The sequence below is a fragment of the Arachidicoccus rhizosphaerae genome (assembly GCF_900107765.1).
In the GTDB taxonomy this organism is placed as follows: Bacteria; Bacteroidota; Bacteroidia; order Chitinophagales; family Chitinophagaceae; genus Arachidicoccus; species Arachidicoccus rhizosphaerae.
The window spans coordinates 182,588-202,863 of record NZ_FNQY01000006.1 but is presented as its reverse complement, the minus strand read 5'-3'; the positions used below and the strand labels follow the sequence as shown (position 1 = coordinate 202,863).

General features: G+C 45.8%; 19 protein-coding genes. 7 read left to right on the top strand and 12 right to left on the bottom strand.

Annotated features, from left to right (window positions below):
- Positions 1–14: 14 nt before the first annotated feature.
- The 3 genes from BLU80_RS07250 to BLU80_RS07240 all read right to left on the bottom strand — a co-directional run bounded on the left by BLU80_RS07250 (position 15) and on the right by BLU80_RS07240 (position 3,233).
- Positions 15–1,043 carry a Kelch repeat-containing protein gene (locus BLU80_RS07250; RefSeq protein ID WP_091395776.1) on the bottom strand — a complete coding sequence of 343 codons (1,029 nt, stop codon included), beginning with the start codon at positions 1,041–1,043 and terminating at the stop codon, positions 15–17.
- Positions 1,044–1,174: 131 nt separating this feature from the next.
- A complete protein-coding gene (locus tag BLU80_RS07245) occupies positions 1,175–1,879 on the bottom strand; it encodes a LytR/AlgR family response regulator transcription factor (protein ID WP_091395773.1) in 705 nt (234 codons plus the stop codon).
- Entirely contained in the window at positions 1,872–3,233 is a 1,362-nt protein-coding gene (locus BLU80_RS07240) for a sensor histidine kinase (protein WP_091395770.1), read from the bottom strand. The genes BLU80_RS07245 and BLU80_RS07240 overlap by 8 nt, the downstream gene beginning before the upstream one ends.
- A 306-nt stretch (positions 3,234–3,539) precedes the next feature.
- Here BLU80_RS07240 and BLU80_RS07235 point away from each other — a divergent pair, with 306 nt between their 5' ends.
- Positions 3,540–4,910 (top strand): DUF4270 family protein, encoded by a 1,371-nt coding sequence (locus BLU80_RS07235; RefSeq protein WP_091395767.1) that lies wholly within the window; start codon positions 3,540–3,542, stop codon positions 4,908–4,910.
- Positions 4,910–6,217 (top strand): BamG family beta-barrel-assembly machinery protein, encoded by a 1,308-nt coding sequence (locus tag BLU80_RS07230; RefSeq protein WP_091395764.1) that lies wholly within the window; start codon positions 4,910–4,912, stop codon positions 6,215–6,217. Before BLU80_RS07235 ends, BLU80_RS07230 begins: the two co-directional genes overlap by 1 nt.
- Before the next feature lie 275 nt (positions 6,218–6,492).
- On the opposite strand, the gene BLU80_RS07225 is transcribed toward BLU80_RS07230, so the two are convergent.
- A complete protein-coding gene (locus BLU80_RS07225) occupies positions 6,493–7,092 on the bottom strand; it encodes a NifU family protein (protein ID WP_091395761.1) in 600 nt (199 codons plus the stop codon).
- Between the two features lie 353 nt (positions 7,093–7,445).
- Here BLU80_RS07225 and BLU80_RS07220 point away from each other — a divergent pair, with 353 nt between their 5' ends.
- From BLU80_RS07220 to BLU80_RS07205, 4 genes are all read left to right on the top strand, one after another.
- Positions 7,446–8,735: an S-adenosylmethionine:tRNA ribosyltransferase-isomerase gene (locus BLU80_RS07220; RefSeq protein WP_091395892.1), complete on the top strand. Its 1,290-nt coding sequence runs from the start codon at positions 7,446–7,448 to the stop codon at positions 8,733–8,735.
- A gap of 94 nt (positions 8,736–8,829) precedes the next feature.
- On the top strand, positions 8,830–9,138 hold the full coding sequence (locus BLU80_RS07215; protein ID WP_091395757.1) for a nucleotidyltransferase family protein: 309 nt from the start codon (positions 8,830–8,832) through the stop codon (positions 9,136–9,138).
- Positions 9,139–9,315: 177 nt separating this feature from the next.
- Positions 9,316–9,792, top strand: a complete 477-nt coding sequence (locus BLU80_RS07210; RefSeq protein WP_091395754.1) for a hypothetical protein — start codon at positions 9,316–9,318, stop codon at positions 9,790–9,792.
- 155 nt (positions 9,793–9,947) lie between these two features.
- On the top strand, positions 9,948–11,345 hold the full coding sequence (locus BLU80_RS07205; protein WP_091395751.1) for an endonuclease/exonuclease/phosphatase family protein: 1,398 nt from the start codon (positions 9,948–9,950) through the stop codon (positions 11,343–11,345).
- A gap of 36 nt (positions 11,346–11,381) precedes the next feature.
- On the opposite strand, the gene BLU80_RS07200 is transcribed toward BLU80_RS07205, so the two are convergent.
- The 6 genes from BLU80_RS07200 to rplK all read right to left on the bottom strand — a co-directional run bounded on the left by BLU80_RS07200 (position 11,382) and on the right by rplK (position 15,163).
- The gene (locus BLU80_RS07200) at positions 11,382–11,924 is read right to left on the bottom strand and encodes a hypothetical protein (RefSeq protein ID WP_091395748.1); all 543 of its coding nucleotides are present in this window, start codon (positions 11,922–11,924) and stop codon (positions 11,382–11,384) included.
- 68 nt (positions 11,925–11,992) lie between these two features.
- On the bottom strand, positions 11,993–12,706 hold the full coding sequence (locus tag BLU80_RS07195; protein ID WP_091395746.1) for a copper homeostasis protein CutC: 714 nt from the start codon (positions 12,704–12,706) through the stop codon (positions 11,993–11,995).
- Positions 12,707–12,860: 154 nt separating this feature from the next.
- Positions 12,861–13,259, bottom strand: a complete 399-nt coding sequence (rplL, locus tag BLU80_RS07190) for a 50S ribosomal protein L7/L12 (protein WP_449371658.1) — start codon at positions 13,257–13,259, stop codon at positions 12,861–12,863.
- A 119-nt stretch (positions 13,260–13,378) separates the two neighbouring features.
- A complete protein-coding gene (gene rplJ / locus BLU80_RS07185; RefSeq protein ID WP_091395743.1) occupies positions 13,379–13,954 on the bottom strand; it encodes a 50S ribosomal protein L10 in 576 nt (191 codons plus the stop codon).
- 44 nt (positions 13,955–13,998) lie between these two features.
- Complete coding sequence (rplA, locus tag BLU80_RS07180) at positions 13,999–14,694, bottom strand: 50S ribosomal protein L1 (protein ID WP_091395740.1); 696 nt, start codon at positions 14,692–14,694, stop codon at positions 13,999–14,001.
- A 25-nt stretch (positions 14,695–14,719) separates the two neighbouring features.
- Positions 14,720–15,163, bottom strand: a complete 444-nt coding sequence (gene rplK, locus BLU80_RS07175) for a 50S ribosomal protein L11 (protein WP_091395737.1) — start codon at positions 15,161–15,163, stop codon at positions 14,720–14,722.
- 290 nt (positions 15,164–15,453) lie between these two features.
- Here rplK and BLU80_RS07170 point away from each other — a divergent pair, with 290 nt between their 5' ends.
- On the top strand, positions 15,454–15,846 hold the full coding sequence (locus BLU80_RS07170) for an acyl-CoA thioesterase (RefSeq protein WP_091395734.1): 393 nt from the start codon (positions 15,454–15,456) through the stop codon (positions 15,844–15,846).
- A gap of 131 nt (positions 15,847–15,977) precedes the next feature.
- On the opposite strand, the gene BLU80_RS07165 is transcribed toward BLU80_RS07170, so the two are convergent.
- A complete protein-coding gene (locus BLU80_RS07165) occupies positions 15,978–17,111 on the bottom strand; it encodes an acyl-CoA dehydrogenase family protein (protein ID WP_091395731.1) in 1,134 nt (377 codons plus the stop codon).
- 68 nt (positions 17,112–17,179) lie between these two features.
- On the bottom strand, positions 17,180–20,245 hold the full coding sequence (locus tag BLU80_RS07160) for a PIG-L family deacetylase (RefSeq protein WP_091395728.1): 3,066 nt from the start codon (positions 20,243–20,245) through the stop codon (positions 17,180–17,182).
- Positions 20,246–20,276: the final 31 nt, after the last annotated feature.

The following is a 20,276-nucleotide window of genomic DNA, read 5'->3' as shown; positions in this document are numbered from 1 at the left end:
TACCTTTAACTCAATTAGTCGTTTGCTTCGTAAGTCTCGCTAGGCAGGAACTCGTCGAAATTATCGAAAGGCTGTCCGGTATTGATACCGGTGCCGACAAATGCGCGACCATCTACTGCGAAGGCAACAGCTCCACGGCGGCTGGCTCTTGTACTTTCATAAGGCGTTCTGCGCGTCCAGCGGTCAGTGGCAAAATTATAGCACCATGTCTTGTTGACATAGCTGCCATTATCCACACTCTGACCCGTTGTAAGGAAACCTCTGTCTCCGATAACAAAAGCAACACCGTTGGTGCGAACGATATCGGTATAATCATCATCAAAGTCATCATCCGTAGCGGTGGTGATTTTATTGAGTTCTGTCCAGCTGTCTGTAGACGGGGAGAATTTCCAGAAATCGGTAGCCGCCTGTCCGCTGCTATTGGTACCGCCGACAACATAAGCCTCCTCATTATAAACGAAGCACATGGCTCCTACGCGCTTGTCTCCACCCAGGGAGATATCAGAAGCCCAACTGTTGGTCGTGGGGTTATAAGCATACATGTCTTTATAGTAGGTTCCGTCCCATCCGCAGGTGATATACCCTTTGCTGCCAATAGCAAAGCCTACGGCTCTGGATCTGGCCGCACCGGCAAAATCAGCCTTCCTGGTCCAGGTATTGGCGGAAGGATCAAATTCATAAAAATCGTTATAATAGTTGCCATTGCCATCTGTTCCGGTCCCTACATATCCCTTACCGCTGATGGCGAAAGCTACGGCAGAGTGTCTGCCGCTACTCATGGAAGCTACCTGCGTCCAGGAATTGGTACTGGGGTCATAACGCCAGAAATCACTTAATAGTTTGTTGTTTCCGTCCAGGCCAGTTCCTATATAACCATAGTCTCCAATGGTGAAGGCTACGGCAAAGGATCTTGCAACACCATCCAGCGTGGAGCGAGTTACCCAGTTTCCGTCCTCTTCGTCATCCGAACTGGTGGATTTTGTACATGCTGTACTGAGCATAAGGCAGATCCCTAAAAGCAGGAACAGTCTATTTTTTTTCATAAATACCTTTTTTACAATTTGTTTAGCTGTGAAAGTATCAGTTATAAGGAGGTTCAAATCGTTAAAATGGACTCAAAACGTCTATTTATGGACGAACCGCCCCAATTTATCTACCAGTAACGAATCTTAATCTATGAATGGAGCTGAATTATCTTATTTAACTGCTCGCGGAACCCGTCGCTGATAGGCAGCTCATGCTGGCCGATCATAACACTGCTCTTATGGATCATCTCAATATGTGCCACTGAAATAATATAGGAACGGTGTACGCGCACAAAATGGGTCGCCGGCAGCTTTTCTTCAAATGATTTAAGGTTCTGCAGGGTAATGATGGGTTTGTCTTTTTGTTTAATGTAGATTTTGGAATAATCTTTCATGCCTTCGATAAACAAAATATCCTCAAAATTGATCTTCATGAGTTTATATTCTGTCCTGACGAAAAGAAAATTATGACCGGAAGCCTTTTCCGCAAGGGCGGTCTCTTCCAGCTTTTTGCGTACTTTCTGGATGACCGTCAGAAACTGCCCATAGGCGATGGGTTTCTCTAAAAAACCTACGACGTCATACTGATAGCCCTGCACGGCAAACTGCTGGTAAGCCGTTGTCAGAATCACCATCGGCTTACGGGTCAGGTGTTTTAAAAAGTCCATCCCGTTTAAATCCGGCATCTGCACATCCAGGAAGACCAGCTCTGCATCTGATTGTTCTACAAAGGCTAAGGCCTGTGTGGCACTGACAAAACTGGCCTCCAGTGTCGTCTCCGGGGTCCGCTCAATAAAATCCTTGAGGATCTCAATAGCCAGCGGTTCGTCGTCAATGATAATACACTTAATCATACAGGTCCTTTTTTATTTTGTTTAATGAAATATGCAAATTCACATTATAGCGCTGATCAATCTGCTGGATTTTCAGGGTATAATAATTCCCGTACAGTAGTTTAAGCCGCTCTCTGACGTTGGTCAGTCCAATGCCGCCTTCTGCCTCGGGTCCGATTTCCTTATGCTCCACAACCGGGTTATCTACTTCTAAAAAGAGTTCATCGCCTTTGACGGCCAGCTGAATACTGATTCTGGAGGGAGCCAGATAGCTCACCCCGTGTTTAAAAGCGTTTTCTATAAAAGGCAGTAAGAGCATGGGTTCAATAAAATGGGTCGCCTGCACCCCTTCCGCCTTGAAGGAGATATCGATAAAGTCCGGCATCCTTAAACGCTGCAGGGCGATGTAATTCTCAATATAATCTACTTCTTTTTGCAACTGAACGGCCGCAGCATTGGTATCGTAGATCATATAACGCATTATATAAGAAAGCTTGAGTATGGAGGTCGACACCTTAGACTCTTCCTTATAAGACAGTGCGTACAGACTGTTGAGCACATTAAAGAGAAAATGCGGGTTAATCTGACTTTTTAATAGCCTGAGTTCAGCGCCCAGTTTTTCCTTTTCCAGGGTTTCTTTCTCCTTTTCCGTTTTAGACCAGACAAAGGACAGCTTCCAGAAAGAGCCGACCAGTAAGAGTAACAAGGAAGTGGTGAAGGAACGGCGAAGGACCATAAAAAATGCAAAGCCGTCCATCCCATTCAGCCAGGGCAGCTGCTGATGCATGGCATCAGGATACATCGCATCCCTGTTTTTGCGGTTACCTCCCTGGGGCAATATGACCGGTCTGGGCGGTAGTCCGTATTTTTTGATAAAAGCGCTGTCGGCGAGTTTATCCTCTGAGATTACCAGGCCACTGCCTTTTTCAGGCTTCTGTTCTCCCTGCATCATTACGCGGCCCGAGGGGTCTCTCTGCCCCTCCTCTATACGAAAATCATCTTCAGGACCGCCCGGCCGGCCGTCACGAGGGAAGATCATTTCATGGCGCACAAACCTGGGAGGCCTTAGCGGCTGAAAGGCTCTCTCGGTCAGCAGCTGCTGACAAAAGACGATGAGCAGCAAGATGGCAACGCCGGTAAAATACTTGGTTTTCAGCCCTTTAATCAGGTATTTAGGAACCAGGTAATTGACATTGACATAAAACAGTAATACGAAAAAGATATTGTCAATGAGCTGCCGCTGGAAAAAGTGCGGATCCATGATCCTTACATTATATAAGTGTAAGGGGAACAGAAAAAACATCACCCACAGCACAATCTGTCCCGCGATAGACAGGGTCCTGGACCCTAATAAAAATGTTTTAAACTTATGCAATAGGTTTAGTCTAAGTTATTTATTAATAATTTTGCTGTCCGTCCATGTCTGCCTTTGCTCAAAGCCGGTAACGACGCCGCTTCGACCCACATACACTGTCTGACACTACAAAGGAACGGGTGTTATCTGAGAAATGCGGTTAAAAATTTGGGAATTTTTTCCCCTGTAAATCAAGCCACAACAGCGTTTGGAACTAGTCGACACATTCAGGCTATTCGTCTATGAATTTTACCCGTTCATACACACTAACACCTTTCTAACACATAATGCAACTAACATTGCCGCTCATTATTTTTTGACCGACTTATGTCTTTTTTTCAAAAAACAGGTGCTGTCCGCATCTGGCAACTCATAGGGACCACAGCAATTATTGCAACAGCGATCACATCGGGTTGTACCAAAAAAGACATTCAATACGGAGGTCAGTTTGTGGATGGCCAATACACGCAGATTATACAACTCGATACCCTGACACCGACTTTATCTACTGTCTATACCGACAGTTTTGCCACCGGTGATCTGGGAACCGCCCTGATCGGTTCTATTTCCGATTCAGCGGTGGGTGATTTATCACTGAGTTCTTATTTTGAACTGGCACCGCCCACCTACAGCGGGACGGCCACCACTTATGATAATGCCACGCTGGATTCTGTCTGCCTTTATATGAAACTGGATTCCGGTAAATATGCCGGAGACACCACCCTGCCTTTTAAAGTGGCTGTCTATCAGTTAAAAGAACAGATCACAACGGGTACGGACGAGACTTTATATAACCACGATTCATTTTTAGCTGAGTCTGCTCCGCTGGCTACCGGCTCCAAAATACTGCGCCCAGATTTACCGACGGCTGACACGATGAGTATCAGGATGTCCGATGCGCTGGGTCAGGAGCTGCTGGATCTGCTTATCAATAAAAATACGGCGATTCAATCCTCCAGTCAGTTCCTGCCTTATTTTAAAGGGCTTAAGATCACTCAGGACGGTCAAAATAAAATTGCCTACGGCTTTAAAGACAGTATTGAGCTGCGTGTTTATTATAAAACACCCGGCTTACCGGAAGCCACCAAAGGCATCGCCAAATTTACGCTCAATGATGCCACCCATCAGTTCAATCATATCGACATTACCCGTAAAGGAAGCATTGCATCGGCAGGCATCGGCGTTAACAACAAAGTGGTCAGCAGTGACAGTTCCGGTCATAATTCTATCTTACAGACCCTGGCCGGTTATATGATCAAACTGCAGTTCCCCTCCATTCAGTCCTTAGTGCAAAATGCAGGGTTTCTCAAAGTGATATCGGCCCAGCTTTATCTGCAGCCTACCGATCAGAATCAGAAGCGTGACTTTGAACTACCGCCAACCCTTAATTTATTTTCTACGGATTTAAATAACAGTTTTGGCAGTCAGCTGACGGATAACTCCGGCAATGCACTTACCGGCAACCTGATCATAGACTACCAGAACACTTCAGGGCTCGGCACCTATTATTCCTTTGATATTACCAGTTATTTGTCAACACTTATGAGTGACAATACAGCGAACTCCCTTAAAAAAGGATTGCTGCTCACCGGACCTTACAGTACCCGCTATAACAGTTTCAACCGGCTGCAGCTGGGCGATGCCAGCAGCAGTAAAGGCAAGGCCTCCCTCAAAATTCAATACTTATCAGTACAATAATGACGGTTAAATCCATAACATACAAATCTATTTTGTTTCCCTGCCTGTCGGCCCTTTGCCTTTCTGTCGGGCAAAAGCTGCATGCACAGACCAACACATCCGTCTATTCAATGCTGGGTATTGGTAATATCCGCACCGATAATTATGATTATGGAAGCGGTATGGGCGGTGCCACACAGTCTTTAAGAGACGGACGATATATTCTGGAATCCAATCCGGCTGCTCTGCCCTTTTTAGATGATCATTTCTTTGCGATAGAATTAAACGGGACTTTCCAGTCTATCAATTATACCGGTAATGCGATAAAAACACCCATCAGATCCAATCAGTCTCAGTTCCAGCGGTTCGCCATGGCAACGAAGTTCACCAAATGGTGGGGCGGCGCCTGGGGGCTTAAGCAGTACAGCAGCAGCAATTATAGTCTGTACGGAGAGAAAAACATCATCGGTACCAGCGATTATATTACGACATACTACGAAGGGACCGGCGGCTTAAACGAAGTGTATTTCTCCAACGGGTGGCGCCTGGGTAATAACTTCTCCCTGGGTTTAAAGAGTTCCTATATATTCGGCAATATGACGCAGACAGAATATATGTATACCGCTAATTATATCGGGACACAGCTGAATACCGCTAACCGGCTTTTTTATCAGGGCTTTAATTTCACCGGAGGTCTACAGTATCAGGGTAATATCTCAGATAAGATCAGACTGGGCCTGGGCGTGACAGCCACTAAAAAAACAACACTTACAGGCGACCGGTCTCTGTCTATGAGTTCCGGGGATCCGGATAACGGCGCCCCTACAAATATTATTGCTGATTCTTCCCTGGGCAATACAAAGTTCAGCCTCCCGGATCAGTTTGGCGGGGGTATTTCTCTTACCTACGACCGGACTTTTACCCTGGCCTCGGACTATCGCTACGGAAAATGGGAAGACGTCGGCAATTCTACCAATGGATATAACTATGGGTACAACAACAGCTCACAGCTTTCTTTTGGGTTGAGCTACTCCCCCAGAAAGGTATTCATGTACAACGGACAATATGTAGAAATGGAGAAGTACCGGCTGCAGGCGGGGGCTTACTTCAATACAGATTATGTAAACATGTACGGACAGCAGATCCTGGATAAAGGCGTAACTTTAGGCCTAGGCGTATTTTCCAGAAGGTCCAGTCTGAGTTATCTCATCAATTTTCAGTATGGCTCAAGAGGCACCACTGTGAATAATCTGATTAAAGAAAACTATTTTAAACTTGGCGTCACTTTATCCTACAGAGATCTCTGGAAAAAACGCCGGTATAACTAAAGTAATAAAACGAATTAAGAGGCCAGGTGCCGGCTCCGGGTAAATCCCCATAAGGACGGCATCATAAGCGCTTTAAAGAGTCTCCGGGTTTTCTAAGCGGCCCGGCGAGAAAATAAGATGTAATGCGGGGGGGTATTCTTACTCCCCCTATTCTTTTTATATAAGCCTGCAATATAGGTGCAAAAAATAAAAGGGCACCTATTAAGACGCCCTTTTTTTACAATAATTTGCTAATTCTATATTAAATCATCCGGTTCATCGATATTTTATGCCGATTAGTCGGCTTCTGCAATCACTTCCTTCACCTCAGGAATCATTCTTTTCATCATGCCTTCGATGCCTGCTTTCAGGGTAATCATGGAGGAAGGGCAGCCGCTGCAGCTTCCCTGCAGCATCAGATTGACGATGCCCTGGTTATAACTCTTGTACTGAATGGCTCCGCCATCCATTTCAACGGCCGGGCGTACGTAGTTATCCAGTAATTCTTTGATTCTTTTCACGACATCATCATCGTCGGCTTCGATTTTATTGGAAGATTCAGGGACGATTTTAGAGACTTCATCCTCATTGATAATGGTTCCGCCATTCTCAATGTAATCCTTTAAAAACTGTTTCACCTGTGGAATCACTTCCTGCCAGTCTTCCACATCGTTTGTTTTGGTCAGCGTCACAAAATTGCTGGCGATAAACACACTTTTAATAAAAGGAAAGCTAAACAGTTCCTTGGCTAAAGGAGAAGGGCCGGCCATTGTTTCATCCTGAAAATCAATACTTTTTCCGGGATAGAGCAATTTATTGGCTACAAACTTCATGGTCGCCGGATTGGGCGTCATTTCTGTGTAAATACTGATAATGGGATTACCTGTCTTTATCATGATGGATCATTTAAAAATTCTACTGCAAAGATACTACAATTCAGATGGTCCTGTCATTAAAATTCCTCAGAATTACGTTAATAAGCCCCTGTATTCAACAATTTACAGTTGTATGACAAAGCCTTTCCTTTAGGAAAGTAGGCCGGGTAACGCCCCCTTTTTTTACTGAAAAACCGAAAACCGGAACCCTTAAACCGCATTTTGCGACGAATGCCCTTTGCGCTGAGTTACCCTATTACCTAAGGCCGTCCGCCGGTTTTTACTATACCAGAGATGCAAAATCCTTGATTAAAGCGTAGTTTTGCAGCGCCAGGTAGCCTTTACGCATGCTACCTGGCAAATCCCAACGCCTCATGACAGATAAAAATGAACAGCCTGGAAATACAGCACGCAGGGTACATCCCGAAGAGCTCTCTATTGAAGATTTTGACTATCCACTGCCCGACAGCCGGATAGCCAAATATCCACTGACGACCAGAGATCAAAGTAAATTATTGATATTCAACAAGAATAATCAAAAAGACATTACAGAAAGGATCTACCGTGACCTGGATGAAGAGTTACCAAAGGGGAGTCTTCTGGTTTTTAATAATACCAAAGTGGTGGAAGCCCGGCTGCTGTTTAAAAAACAGACAGGCAGCACCATTGAGCTGTTTTGTCTGGAGCCTGCTGGTAATTACCCCGATATTACCACCGCCATGCTCAGCCGGGGCGAAGTATTATGGAAATGCCTGGTTGGGGGCGCTAAAAAATGGAAATCCGGACCGCTTACACTGGAAGTAGCCGGTCCTCATCCCGCTAACACGGTTACCGTCACCGCAAATAAGATTGAAAAACAAGGCGATAGCTTTATTATTCAACTTAACTGGACACCGGTTGAGCTCAGTTTTGCAGAGATCCTTCATCTAAGCGGACAATTACCACTGCCCCCCTATCTGAACCGGGCTACAGAAGCCCAGGACCTGGAAACCTATCAAACGGTCTATGCCAAACAGGACGGCTCGGTTGCAGCCCCGACTGCCGGTCTGCATTTTACAAAAGATTTATTAAAAAGGCTGGCAGATAAGGGTATTAAGGAAGCCTTTGTGACCTTGCATGTAGGTGCCGGCACTTTTAAACCCGTCAAGGCGGACAAAATGAAAGATCATGAAATGCATGCTGAGTTTATGGAAATTCCCTGCACTTTCATAGAGACTTTATTACAGCAGGCAAAACTTAAACCCGAAGCAAAAATACTGGCCGTGGGCACCACCTCTCTCAGGACACTGGAAAGCCTGTACTGGATGGGAGTCAAGTTATTAACCGCTCAGAAAGATCCATATATTATCTCTCAATGGGAGCCCTATCAGCTGGAACAAGGCATCTCCCTGGTGGACAGTCTGGCAGCGCTATGGCAGGCCTTACAAAATGACGGTAAATCTGCCTTAATTACGCATACCCAGATTATCATTGCCCCCGGTTATAACCTTAGAGTGGCAGACGCCATACTGACCAACTTTCACCAGCCCCACTCCACCCTGCTGCTGCTGATTGCCGCCGTGGTAGGGAATCACTGGAAAAGCATTTATGAATATGCCCTGGGGCATGATTTCAGGTTTTTAAGTTATGGGGATGGCAGCCTGCTCTGGCAGGTAAAGCCCTGAGGTGGAGATAGTCTGGAAAATCAATCAAAATAATTAATCAGCTGGCGCTGGCAGCCAAAATTTGAAAAAAAAAATTGAGTGGCTTCGTTAGATAATGAGCAACATTCGCAATAAACAAGATATTATTGCCCTTCTTAAAGCAAATGCAATAAAAATTAAGGGCTATGGTGTAGAGCGCCTGAGGCTATTTGGTTCATTTTCAAGGGATACAGCTAACAATCAAAGTGATATAGATCTGCTAATTGATTTTAACCCAGCAGAGAAAACTTTTGACAATTTCATGGATCTGTCTTTCTTTCTAGAAGATTTGTTTAAAAGAAAGGTGGAAATAGTAACCCCACAATCCCTCAATAAGTTTATCGGTCCGCATATCATAAAAAGTGCTGAAAATGTTACCCTCTAATCTGGAATGATGAAAAAGTATTGAAACTGAAGCTCAATTTATTTGATTCAACAATAAGCAAGGAGAAGGATATCGAGGTATCCCTGTGCTTTCAACTAGAAAAAAGTTTTTTGGATGCGACCCAATTGTCATAACTTTGTAACCTGATAATTAAAATTTATTCAAAAGTATTCCTGCATGGACAATCAAAATCTTTCAGAGAACAGGGTAGTATATGATTTTCAAAGCTATCATACACCCGTTACACGTGCAATTTATATCGGTGTATTCTTAGGTTTCGTAACTGCTATCTTAAATATTGCTTACTGGTCTATCTATGTGAACGTAACTGCACTGGGTATGTCTTCCTATATCGTGAACGTACAGACCATCAGTTTTGGTTCCATCCTGCCACTGGTTACTTTTGGTATCCTCTGGGCTACTTTCAATCACTATTTAGGCAAAGCCGGTTCTCTGATAACCATCATTTTATTTGCAGTGGCTACACTGTGGTTAATCTTTGTCGTTGCAGGCGGTGATTATGGTACCAATCCGACTACGCAGCATCAGTTTAAAGAGCTGGTTATTCCGATTCTGGCCATCATTGGTATTGCCGGTTGTATCGCTTACCCTATCTGCTTTAAAAGCAAGAAGGTAGAAGATATGATGCTCTAATTACCCATCAACAAAGAAGCGTCTGTGACAATGACCGTCACAATCATAAAATACTAAAAAAGGGACGTCCGGTTACGGAACGTCCCTTTTTTTAAAGCCATAACACGGGCGTCTGGCCTGCTTAAAAAACAGAAAAATGCGCCCTATATACCACGATGAATCCTACCCCCTCAGTCATGCCTGACCATTTTACAAAGGCGGCCTTTTCTAACCCGCCCAAAAACAGCCTCCTGTATGTTTTGATTCTGGTGCTGTTTATGGGGTGTAATCAGCCTAAAGCTAACGGAGAAAATCAAGCTACCGGCCAAAGCGCTGTCCAAACGGAGGTGCCCCAAGCATCAAACAACAATGGCTCCAGTACCATTAAGGTCGTTAACTGGAATATAGAATGGCTGGGATCTGCTTCTAACGGACCTAAGGATAAAGCCCTGCAATTGGCAAATGCCATTAAAATCCTGCAATATCTTAAAGCAGATATGTATTGCCTATGTGAGATTGTGGACCCTCAGTCCCTGAAAAGCCTGACAGCAGGGCTGGGAGGTGAGTACAGTTACGCACTATCAGATTATGCAGCCGGCGCTCGCAGCAAAACGGACCCAGGTTATGCCAACAGCCAGAAACTGGCTTTTATCTATAATAACCAGGTATTTAAAAATGTACAGACCAGCGGATATTTAAGAAACAATGCCAGGATTGGTTATTATTTTGCTTCCGGCAGATATCCGTTTGAGCTGGATGCCACTGTGCATACCGCCCAGACAGTGCAAAAGCTGTCCTTTTTAATCATCCACGCTAAATCAGGAGCAGACCTATCCAGTTATGAAAGAAGGTTAAATGCAGCCACCGGCTTAAAGGCTGCGCTGGATCAGGATAAAGCCGGTCAGTCTTTTATGTTGCTGGGAGATTTTAATGATCATTTAGACGGCTCCATTACGGCAGGCAAGCCTTCACCCTATGACTGTTTTGTGAAAGATCCCGCCTATCAGGCGCTCACTTTACCGCTGTCGCAACAGCGTTCCACCCTGGATTATTCTGGGGTCATCGACCAGCAGATTATCTCCGGCGCCCTTTATCCGTTTTATAAATCCGGCTCTGCCCGTATCAGAACAGACATCATCCGTGTCGTCCCGGATTTTAAAAAAGGTCATACCTCTGATCATTACCCGGTCTCAAGTGAGTTTATATTTAGCGGACAGAACATGGCCGGTAAGCAGCCAGGGACAGACAGTCATACGGCTAAAGAAATGGCCCCCACGGATCTTCCCCCTGCACCTGAAACCAAGGAGACGGCCCCGCCGCAAAACCTACAGCTCAGGATTTTTGCCGCAGCCGTTAAAACCGGCAGTATCTTAGTTACCGCCTCCCAGAAATCAAATAATATTCAGTTTATCCTTTATAATAAAAGGCAGCATAAGGTGCTGAGTGTGCATAGAAAGTATATTCTTAAAGGAGATACCTTTAAGTTAAAAACGCCGAGTCTGTATGCGGGAGACTATACCCTGGTCATCTTTTCTGACCACGGCAGGCAGGTCATTGCCTTTACGGTTAAATAGCCGTTGCCTTTCAATTAAATTTAAGCAGAGAGCTCCTTAGCGGCCGCTTTGAGCTTCCATTTTGCGCCATAACCTTAATACTGCTTTTGCCGAGGACTTGAGTCCCGGGGCGCCGCCGGCAAAGTGATATTCAATGATCGCTTTGACTTCCGGTCTTATATCAGCAATATGACAACCGATCTGACCTAAAATATGCAGGGCAAAGGCTCTTATGGCAACGGGCTGCGCAGGGTCTTCCACAAAATTAAAACAGTGGTAGGCCAGTTTGTCGAATCTGTCCGGATGCAGCTGCGTATCTCGCAGTATTCTTAAGGTATTGCGAAGCACGCCCTTGGGGAGTGCAGGCTTTTCCAGTATGTCTACAACGGCTTTCTGGTGCTCCCGGGTCCAGTCCGGTCTTAACTTTGCCGCATGGCTGAAACACCAGGCCGCTCTTGCAGCCAGCTCTGGCTCTTCCGATCCCATTAATGCCAATAAGGATGCAAAAGCATCCGCTTCTGCCGACACCTGCCTGGCCAGTTGTTCCATCTCCGGCTTTTGTAAATGCACAGGCGCCAGTAATGTTTTTGCTATTTGCATGGCAGATCATTTTTAATAGCGAGCGAAAAACCCCGGCCGGATTAACGGCTTTTACCAAAGATACCTGTTTATTCAGATATCAACTGCTTCATGGCCCGGATCTCCTGCTCGTCAACGATCAGGCTGTTTAAAGTCTCCTGCATGGAAGGCACGGTAAATTCCATCTTAGAAAGGGCGGTCCTTCGGGCACTGGAATGAAATTCCCTGGCACCTGCATCTTTCAGCATGCCTATGGTAGCACTTCTGACTCCGCTGCCAGGTAAAATAATAATCTGATCACCGGCCGCTTTGATCAACTTTTTGATCAAATCAATACCCTCCACCACGCTTGGATGCTGGCCGCTGGTCAGAATCCTGGTACAGCCGCATTTAATTAAGTCCTGCATGACAGTCAAGGGGTCTTTGGCCCGGTCAAAAGCCCGGTGAAAAGTAATTTCCAGGGGATAGCTCAACTCTACCAGCCGACTGGTCCGCTCCATATCGACGGTGCCGTCCCTGTTCAGCAGCCCTGTTACCGCACCTTTAAAACCCAGTTCTTTACAAAGCAGTACATCCTTTTTGATGACCTCATAGCTTGGTTCATCATAGAGAAAATCCCCGCCTCTGGGTCTTATTATCGGGAATGCCGGTATCCCTACTTTTTCTATCACTGTCTTTAACGTACCATAAGAAGGAGTCGTTCCGCCCTCCTTAGGGTTTTCACAAAGCTCCAGCCGGTCAGCACCGGCTTTTTCTGCCAGCAGCGCAGACTGAATATTAAAAACAGCCACTTCTAATAACATAAGTCAAACAGGGTTTTAAATAAATATCTGGGTTAACAGGCAGCAAATTACAAAATTAAAATATAGAGGGGTCTTGCTAAAACTATAAAACCCGTTACAAATAAATGCAACGGGTTTTATCGAATATTCTTGGAACTCTTAAGTGAGAACTGAATTATTTTACTTCTACTTCAGCGCCAGCTTCTTTCAGTTTAGCTGCGATATCATCTGCTTCTGCTTTAGAAACACCTTCTTTGACTGCTTTAGGAGCGCCATCAACGATTTCTTTAGCTTCTTTCAGACCTAAGCCAGTGATTTCTTTAACCACTTTAACTACACCTAATTTGCTAGCACCACCGCTAACCAGAACTACGTCGAAAGCAGTTTTTTCTTCAGCTGCAGCTTCACCTGCACCACCACCAGAAACAACTACTGCTGCAGCAGCCGGTTCGATACCATACTCAGATTTCAGGAAATCTGCTAATTCCTGAACTTCTTTCACTGTTAAGCCTACTAATTGCTCGGCTAATGCTTTTACTTCTGCCATTTTGTTTTCAATTTTTTCCGCTTTCATTGCCTTTAAGCGCTCCAGCGGAGGGTTTTAAAAAAATTATTAAATATGATCAGCCCGCAGGGGCTCATCAAAAAGTTTACTGAAAGTGGTTAGGTACAACCACTTTCAGGGAATGTACATTATTCTGCTGCGGGAGCTTCAGGTGCTTCAGGAGCAGTGGCTTCTGCGGCCGGAGCAGCTGCTTCAGCTTCAGCAGGCGCATCTGCTTTGTTTTCCTGATTCTGTAAAGCTGCAACAACACGCTGGATAGGAGCCTGCAGTAAAGCAATAACATCTCCGATAAGTTCTTCGCGAGTCTTGATCTTGGTTAATGTATCCAGGTTCTTATCACCGCTGTAGATTTCACCGTTGATGAAAGCTGCTTTTAATTCAGGTTTTTCTTTTTTGCCTTCTTTACGGAAGCTGCTGATAATAACGGCCGGTTCTTTAGGGTTCTCAGAGAACATCAGCGCGGTTACGTTATTCAGAGATTCGTAAACACCCGCATATTTTTCTGCGTCAATAGCTTCCAGTGCTTTTTTAATCAGTGTGTTTTTAGCCACTTTCATTTCAACATTTTTGTTGAAACAAGCCCGGCGTAAAGTACCGATTTGTTCTACGGTTAAAGATTCCGTATTGGTTACGTAGAAGTTATTATATTGACTGAACTTTTCTTTTAAAAGTTCAATTACTTCATTTTTTTGATCTTTGGTCATTTTCAAAAATTTTTGATGTTTGTAAACTAATCTTGCTTACAGAATTAGTTTTGAACAGATTTAGTATCTACTGCGATGCCAGGTCCCATAGTGGCAGCCAGGCTGACACCTTTAACGTATACACCTTTTGCTGCAGTGGGTTTCAGTTTAATCAGGGCATTGATCAGTTCCTGACCATTCTGAGCGATCTTTTCTGCAGTGAAAGAAATACGACCAATGGAAGCGTGTACAATACCGGCTTTATCTACTTTAAAGGCAATTTTACCACCTTTAACGTCGTTTACAGCGGCTGCAACATCATTGGTTACGGTACCGGTTTTAGGGTTAGGCATCAGGTTACGAGGACCTAAGATCTTACCTAAACGACCGATTTTAGGCATTACGGATGGAGTAGCGATGATTACATCAACGTCAGTCCAACCGCCATCAATTTTTTGGATAAATTCGTCCAGACCAACAAAGTCAGCACCTGCTTCAGTAGCAGCAGCTTCTTTATCCGGTGTACAAAGAACCAGCACGCGTTTTGTTTTACCAGTTCCGTGCGGAAGAGTTACCGTACCGCGAACCTGCTGATCTGCTTTCTTAGGATCAACACCCAGACGGATGTGCAGATCCACAGAACTATCAAATTTTGTTGTATTGGTTTCTTTAACCAATGCAGAAGCTTCTGCCAGTGAATAGAACTTATTGCTATCGACTTTCGCTTCCGCTACTTTTCTTTTTTTAGTAATTTTTGCCATTACAAATGAGTTTTAAGGATAAGAATTAATTTTCCCACGGAGCGGAACCTTCAATAGTAAGACCCATGCTACGTGCAGTGCCGGCAACCATTTTCATGGCGCTTTCAATGGTGAAACAGTTCAGGTCAGGCATCTTGTCCTGTGCGATGGCCTCAACTTGTGCCCATGTCACTTTTCCAACTTTGTTACGATTGCTTTCCTTAGAACCCTTTTTGATTTTGGCCGCTTCCAATAACTGGATAGAAGCTGGAGCTGTTTTGATGACAAAATCAAAAGACTTGTCAGAATAAACAGTGATTAAAACCGGAAGCACTTTACCGGGTTTGTCCTGAGTTCTAGCATTGAACTGCTTACAGAACTCCATAATGTTCACCCCTTTAGAACCCAGAGCAGGTCCTACTGGAGGAGCAGGATTGGCTTGTCCGCCTTTTACCTGCAACTTTACGAAACCAGAGATTTCTTTTGCCATTGTAATACTTTTTTTGGTGATAACGTCCTCGCAAAATGCTCAGACTCCCAATATGCCATTCTCAAAAAAGAACTATTTGGGGCTGCAAAGGTAAAATAAAATTTGGGATATTATGCAAAAACTGGCTAAAAAACCTTTAAAATAAAGAGTTTCAAGCGTTTATCGGGCTAAAAAAAGCCGTTTTGGGCAATTTTAGCTGTAAATGAGATAACAAAAGTAAAGATTTTGCCTCAGGAATATTGTAATTTTGCCCCGAAAATCAATCAACCATCATTATTGAAGCCTTTAAGATGAACTTTTATACCAGAAAACTAATCAAACCAGGTGATTTAAACTCCAATAACACCCTTTTTGGCGGTACGCTCTTAAAATGGATCGATGAAGAGGCCGCAATTTATGCCATTATCCAGCTGGGTACCGGCAACTGCGTTACCAAATTCATGTCTGAGATCGACTTTGTCAGCTCTCCCAGACAGGGAGACATCATAGAACTGGGCATTAAAGCCACCAAGTTCGGGACTACTTCTCTGACCTTGGCCTGTCAGGTCAGAAATAAAATCGATCATTCCATAATTCTCACCATTGATAAAATTGTATTTGTTACGGTGGACGCTTCCGGAAAGCCGGTGCCTCATGGCAAAAGCGCCATCACCTATACCGATCCGAGGTTAAAGGAAGAGTAATAGACAGCCGGTATCTGCCATAATTTCCATGCAGGTCTGCCTCCGGGATATATAATGGGCATCCGAAAATTTATCTGAAGTCTCGGGGCAAAGCATTATCGCTGACTTTTATTATAGTTAGCAGGGCCGGGCTACTGGCCCGGCACAAATAAAGCATGCTGGCTGCCCGTCTGAAAATCCCGCCAAATCTTCCCAATAGCGGAATCCATGGCGGCACCTGTAAGGCCGGTATAAGGATATAAGTTGTTAACTGCCTGTCTGCAGGCGGCGCTCAGATGCTGAGCGGCTTTACTTACCTCCATTGATCGTTGCAGGTATTTCTTATCCCCGGATAACTCCGGAACCGTCATATGCGTATTTACATAGTTTTCCAGCTTTTCTACCGCCCTGAAAAGCTGAGCTCTTGCCTGCTGCCACTGCCGCCAATGCATTTTATATACTTTTTGGGCGGCACCCATCCACCCGGGCTGTTTAGAGACCAGCCCACTAAAGGGATGTATAACGTCTTTTCTGGCAGCCCATAGCCCGGCTACCTCTTCCATATAATGCAGGGCCATCCCTGAAAAGTTTGCTGCAATAGTGGCCTCGGCGAGTGCGCCAAAAGGCAACCGGTACAAGGACGCCTTTACAACAGGATGGTCGGGATCAATATCAAAAAAGTAAAGGCCGGACTGCTCATGACAGGCCACCTGAAAAGATTCGCTGGCAGAAGCTATCAGACCAATGGTTTTCCAGGTCTGTTGGATGTTTACGGCGCGGGGAGGTAACATTATAGCGCGCACCTTATTTTCTGCAGGTAAAAATACATTGGCGGTATAATAACTCGCATGCGGTGCTCCCGTGGCATATTGCCACTGCCCCCGAATCTGCCACTGGCCATTTTGCAGCTCCTCGGCCACTCCCCCGACCGCACCGCTGCCGGCAAGGCAGGCTTTTTTAGGAGAGAAAATGCGTTTTGCCACCACGGGATCCAGATATCCTCCGAACCAGCCGGCACCACTGCAAAGGGTAAACACCCAGCCTGCACTTCCCTCCGCCCAGCCAATGGCCTCTTCAAAAGCCACGACGGTGGATAAAGACCACTCTAGGCCGCCGTATTTTCTAGGCACCAGGGCCTTGAACCAGCCTTCCTCATAAAAAAGCCGCAGTTGCCTTCCGGTCAGCCGGCCAAGTTTTTCCGCCTCAGGAGCCTGTTCACGTAAAAGGGTAATCCACTCCTTTTTCAGATGCATCCCGGGATGGTTGGCAACAGATGGTTCTTTCATAATCTTTATGTTCTATTGACGCGCTGATCAGCTTTCTTTAAGTCCACAAAGATAATCCATCTTCAGATCTAATGAGTTACCCCGGGTTTTGAGATCAGATTGGCCAGTAATTTATAGGCGTCCGGCCGCCCGTTACTCAAAGGGACCGTTAATTCCAAAAAGCAGTTAACCTCGGTTCCTTTTGCTTTTTTCGGTAAGACTCCGCCGTCCCCGGCAGTAACCGTACCGGGAAGCTGACTGATGGTCAGCGGACTCAGAACAGCATTGCTACGTACGCTCAGCCAGAATGGCGAAGAGGTGGCAGCAGCGCTTGTAACCGTATTTTTATAAACACCTGCTCTGGACAAGACCCCCTCCCATCTGGTAAAAAAAGTGGCTGCCACCTGATTGGGACTGTTTAAAACAGCGGGCAGACTGTCCAGCCCTTTTTTCATCTGACCGGCAATCTGGTCTCCTGCAATCAACATATGATGAGAGAGCTTCTCTGCAACGGGCAATACCTGTTGCAAAACCGGATCCGGATCCAGGTTTAAAATCCTGCCACCCTCCTTTAGATAAGCACTGAGTAAATATTTCAATCCGTTCAGGGTCACGCTGTCCGTGGGCAACGCCTCAGCCGCACCTGACAGCACAATACAGTCCAGCTTTCTGAGGCTGTCTGTAATGACCGTAGGGACGTAGCCACTGGTTAAGTCTGTTTCATCAGCCAGAGCCGCCAGCCGGGCAAAGCCCGGACTTTGCACCTCATAGCCTAACTGCTCAAAAGCATTTTCAAAAGCATCGCCTTGCAGTCCATTCACATACAACAGGTGACTGCCTGTTGTATGAATGGTATCCTTCACCACGATGCTCTGACTATGATAGTTATAAATTCTGGCAGGCTGGTAAGGATAGCCTACCGTTTTGATATTGGAAGCGAAGCCCTGGACACCTTCCGGCAGTTTCAATAAAACCGTTGGTTTTAATATAGGAGTACGGGGATTCAGCAGCGCAATCACTTTGGGACTGAGAAAAGTACTTAATTTTTGACGCGCTCCTTTTTGGGGCGTGAGTAACTCTGCCTCCTGATAGATCATAGAGGCCGTATCAGAATTTATTTTCTGTCCATTGACAACAGCTGTAATCCCTACCTGCCTGATTTTAAATAATGCGACCTGGGTGGTATCATCAAAAAGCGTCTGCACTTCCATATGCATGAATTTCTGACCGGTGCCCTGACGGTTCCGAAGGACAGAGGTTAAAACAACGGTAGGCGTCAAGGTCACAAGTAATGGTTCTTTGGTATAAAACGGCTGCACTTCCTCCCCTGCCATGCGGTCAAAATTCCGGTACATTACAGGCACTTCATAATACAGCGTATCCCCCTGAAATAAGACGCATGCCAGGACATGATAACTGGCCGTATCTGAAAGCCTGCCCTGCATCACGGAATCAATCTGATAACTGCCGTCACTGTTAAGGGATTTATTAAGCCAGAACGGCTGATAGGCCTCCTGCAGCAAGGGCAAGTGCAGACTCGTGTCAAGAACCGACTGCTCATGCCGGTTGAATGAAGCATCCGGACCGGATGGTATATTCAGCCTGCCGGTCAGACCTGGCACCTGCACCCATAACAGGGCGGCTGCATTAAGCGGGAGCCGCCCGTTTAATGCAGCCCTAATCCTTAAGTGAAAATTCTGCCCTAATATTCCATAAGGCTGATCTGTCGTTGCCTTCAGGGATAAGCCGGCCATATACTTTTCAATACCCCTTAAGCGGTCCTCTATCCATAACATATCCGGCCAATACGCCACGGGACTATTTTGCATCCGGGGCAGATCCTTCAGGCAAGAAGCGATAACAGGGGTGATCAGGCTGTCTGCCCTGCCGCTCTGGATTAAATCATGCAGGCTGTCTATTACCAGGCGGAGTTGTTGCAGGTTGCTGGCATTATACTTTTCAAAGCCTTTTTGGCGGAGCGCTTCATTTAACCTGGGCCAGAGGCCGGGTTGCAGCGCGTCTTTTGGCGCTCCCTGATCCTGATTTACAAAAGCGCCTTCATCCAGCCATGATTGCAAAGCCTGTGCGCTGGATAAAGCGCCGGACAAAGCACTGGACTTACCACTATTATCCTGAAAGTCATCCGGCAGCCGCCATAATCTAATCACCCTTTGACCTCCGGGCTTGCCATACAGCGCCGGGTATTCAACAGGCAGCATAAGTCCCGGATTATTTAACAGGCTGTCCGGATATACCGAGCGGTAGGAAAGCTGGCTTTTGATGGCAAGCCTCGTGAAAGAAAGACCATTTACCGGATCCGCACCTGTTGTATTTATCTGCAAAGAGGTGGCCGTATCCAAATTAAGCGCTCTGGTTAGATTTTGTCTGGGAGCCGCTGATGTTAAAGCGAGCAATGTATCCGCCGCATCCGACGTATCGGCCGCAACTGGCCTAGCCTGCCAGGGTGACTGTCCCTTTCCTGTCACCGGGATATCCGCCAGGCGGCAGGGAACAGTAAAAGCGGGCAGGGATTTCTGCAAGGCAGCGCTGAGCCGTCCTGAGGCTACCTCACAGGCCATAGCGGTGACGCTGTCCATCCAACGGTTAAACCCGTTTGCAGCAGGATGCATACTGTCTGCCACTTCATGGCGGGCAATCAGTATATCCGGCCTGTATTTACGGATAACGGTTGCCAGATCTATAATCAAACGGTCCGTAGCAAGTGTTGCATTGATACTGGCTGTGTCCCTTGCCCCCAGATCTTTGCAGGAACTGACAAAGGGTTTAAAGCCTGCCAGCTTTGCCGCATTTTCCATTTCTGCCACATGGATCACGCCCAGGTCAATGCCTTTTTCCGGGCCGTTATAGTTAGGCATACCTTCTCCCCTGCTCATCCAGAAAACCGCCGTCTGCAGATGGTAGCGCTTACTTGCTGCAATCAGTAACCGCGTATTTTCCTGACTGGGTAAAAAACTGATGTACAGTAATTTCCCCCCTTGCCGGAGTTCTTTTAATTGATCTGCTACCTGTGCTTTTTGGGACAGCGACTGGGCAGCCGCCACCTGGCAAATGGCCATCATCCAGGCAATCCACAGGCAGCACGAGGCTAACCGCCTCCCATTTGGGCGTATATGCGTTTGAAAAAAATAAATCATCGTCAGAAGTTTATAACTATTTACAGCAATG

What these genes read in the sequence shown, in the direction of transcription:
- rplL (WP_449371658.1), bottom strand. Translation starts at nt 13,259, where the DNA reads ATGAAAGCGGAAAAAATTGAAAACAAAATGGCAGAAGTAAAAGCATTA.
- BLU80_RS07215 (WP_091395757.1), top strand. Translation starts at nt 8,830, where the DNA reads ATGAGCAACATTCGCAATAAACAAGATATTATTGCCCTTCTTAAAGCA.
- BLU80_RS07225 (WP_091395761.1), bottom strand. Translation starts at nt 7,092, where the DNA reads ATGATAAAGACAGGTAATCCCATTATCAGTATTTACACAGAAATGACG.
- BLU80_RS07160 (WP_091395728.1), bottom strand. Translation starts at nt 20,245, where the DNA reads ATGATTTATTTTTTTCAAACGCATATACGCCCAAATGGGAGGCGGTTA.
- BLU80_RS07230 (WP_091395764.1), top strand. Translation starts at nt 4,910, where the DNA reads ATGACGGTTAAATCCATAACATACAAATCTATTTTGTTTCCCTGCCTG.
- BLU80_RS07210 (WP_091395754.1), top strand. Translation starts at nt 9,316, where the DNA reads ATGGACAATCAAAATCTTTCAGAGAACAGGGTAGTATATGATTTTCAA.
- BLU80_RS07200 (WP_091395748.1), bottom strand. Translation starts at nt 11,924, where the DNA reads ATGCAAATAGCAAAAACATTACTGGCGCCTGTGCATTTACAAAAGCCG.
- BLU80_RS07235 (WP_091395767.1), top strand. Translation starts at nt 3,540, where the DNA reads ATGTCTTTTTTTCAAAAAACAGGTGCTGTCCGCATCTGGCAACTCATA.
- BLU80_RS07220 (WP_091395892.1), top strand. Translation starts at nt 7,446, where the DNA reads ATGACAGATAAAAATGAACAGCCTGGAAATACAGCACGCAGGGTACAT.
- BLU80_RS07195 (WP_091395746.1), bottom strand. Translation starts at nt 12,706, where the DNA reads ATGTTATTAGAAGTGGCTGTTTTTAATATTCAGTCTGCGCTGCTGGCA.
- BLU80_RS07165 (WP_091395731.1), bottom strand. Translation starts at nt 17,111, where the DNA reads ATGAAAGAACCATCTGTTGCCAACCATCCCGGGATGCATCTGAAAAAG.
- rplA (WP_091395740.1), bottom strand. Translation starts at nt 14,694, where the DNA reads ATGGCAAAAATTACTAAAAAAAGAAAAGTAGCGGAAGCGAAAGTCGAT.
- BLU80_RS07205 (WP_091395751.1), top strand. Translation starts at nt 9,948, where the DNA reads ATGAATCCTACCCCCTCAGTCATGCCTGACCATTTTACAAAGGCGGCC.
- BLU80_RS07245 (WP_091395773.1), bottom strand. Translation starts at nt 1,879, where the DNA reads ATGATTAAGTGTATTATCATTGACGACGAACCGCTGGCTATTGAGATC.
- rplK (WP_091395737.1), bottom strand. Translation starts at nt 15,163, where the DNA reads ATGGCAAAAGAAATCTCTGGTTTCGTAAAGTTGCAGGTAAAAGGCGGA.
- BLU80_RS07170 (WP_091395734.1), top strand. Translation starts at nt 15,454, where the DNA reads ATGAACTTTTATACCAGAAAACTAATCAAACCAGGTGATTTAAACTCC.
- rplJ (WP_091395743.1), bottom strand. Translation starts at nt 13,954, where the DNA reads ATGACCAAAGATCAAAAAAATGAAGTAATTGAACTTTTAAAAGAAAAG.
- BLU80_RS07250 (WP_091395776.1), bottom strand. Translation starts at nt 1,043, where the DNA reads ATGAAAAAAAATAGACTGTTCCTGCTTTTAGGGATCTGCCTTATGCTC.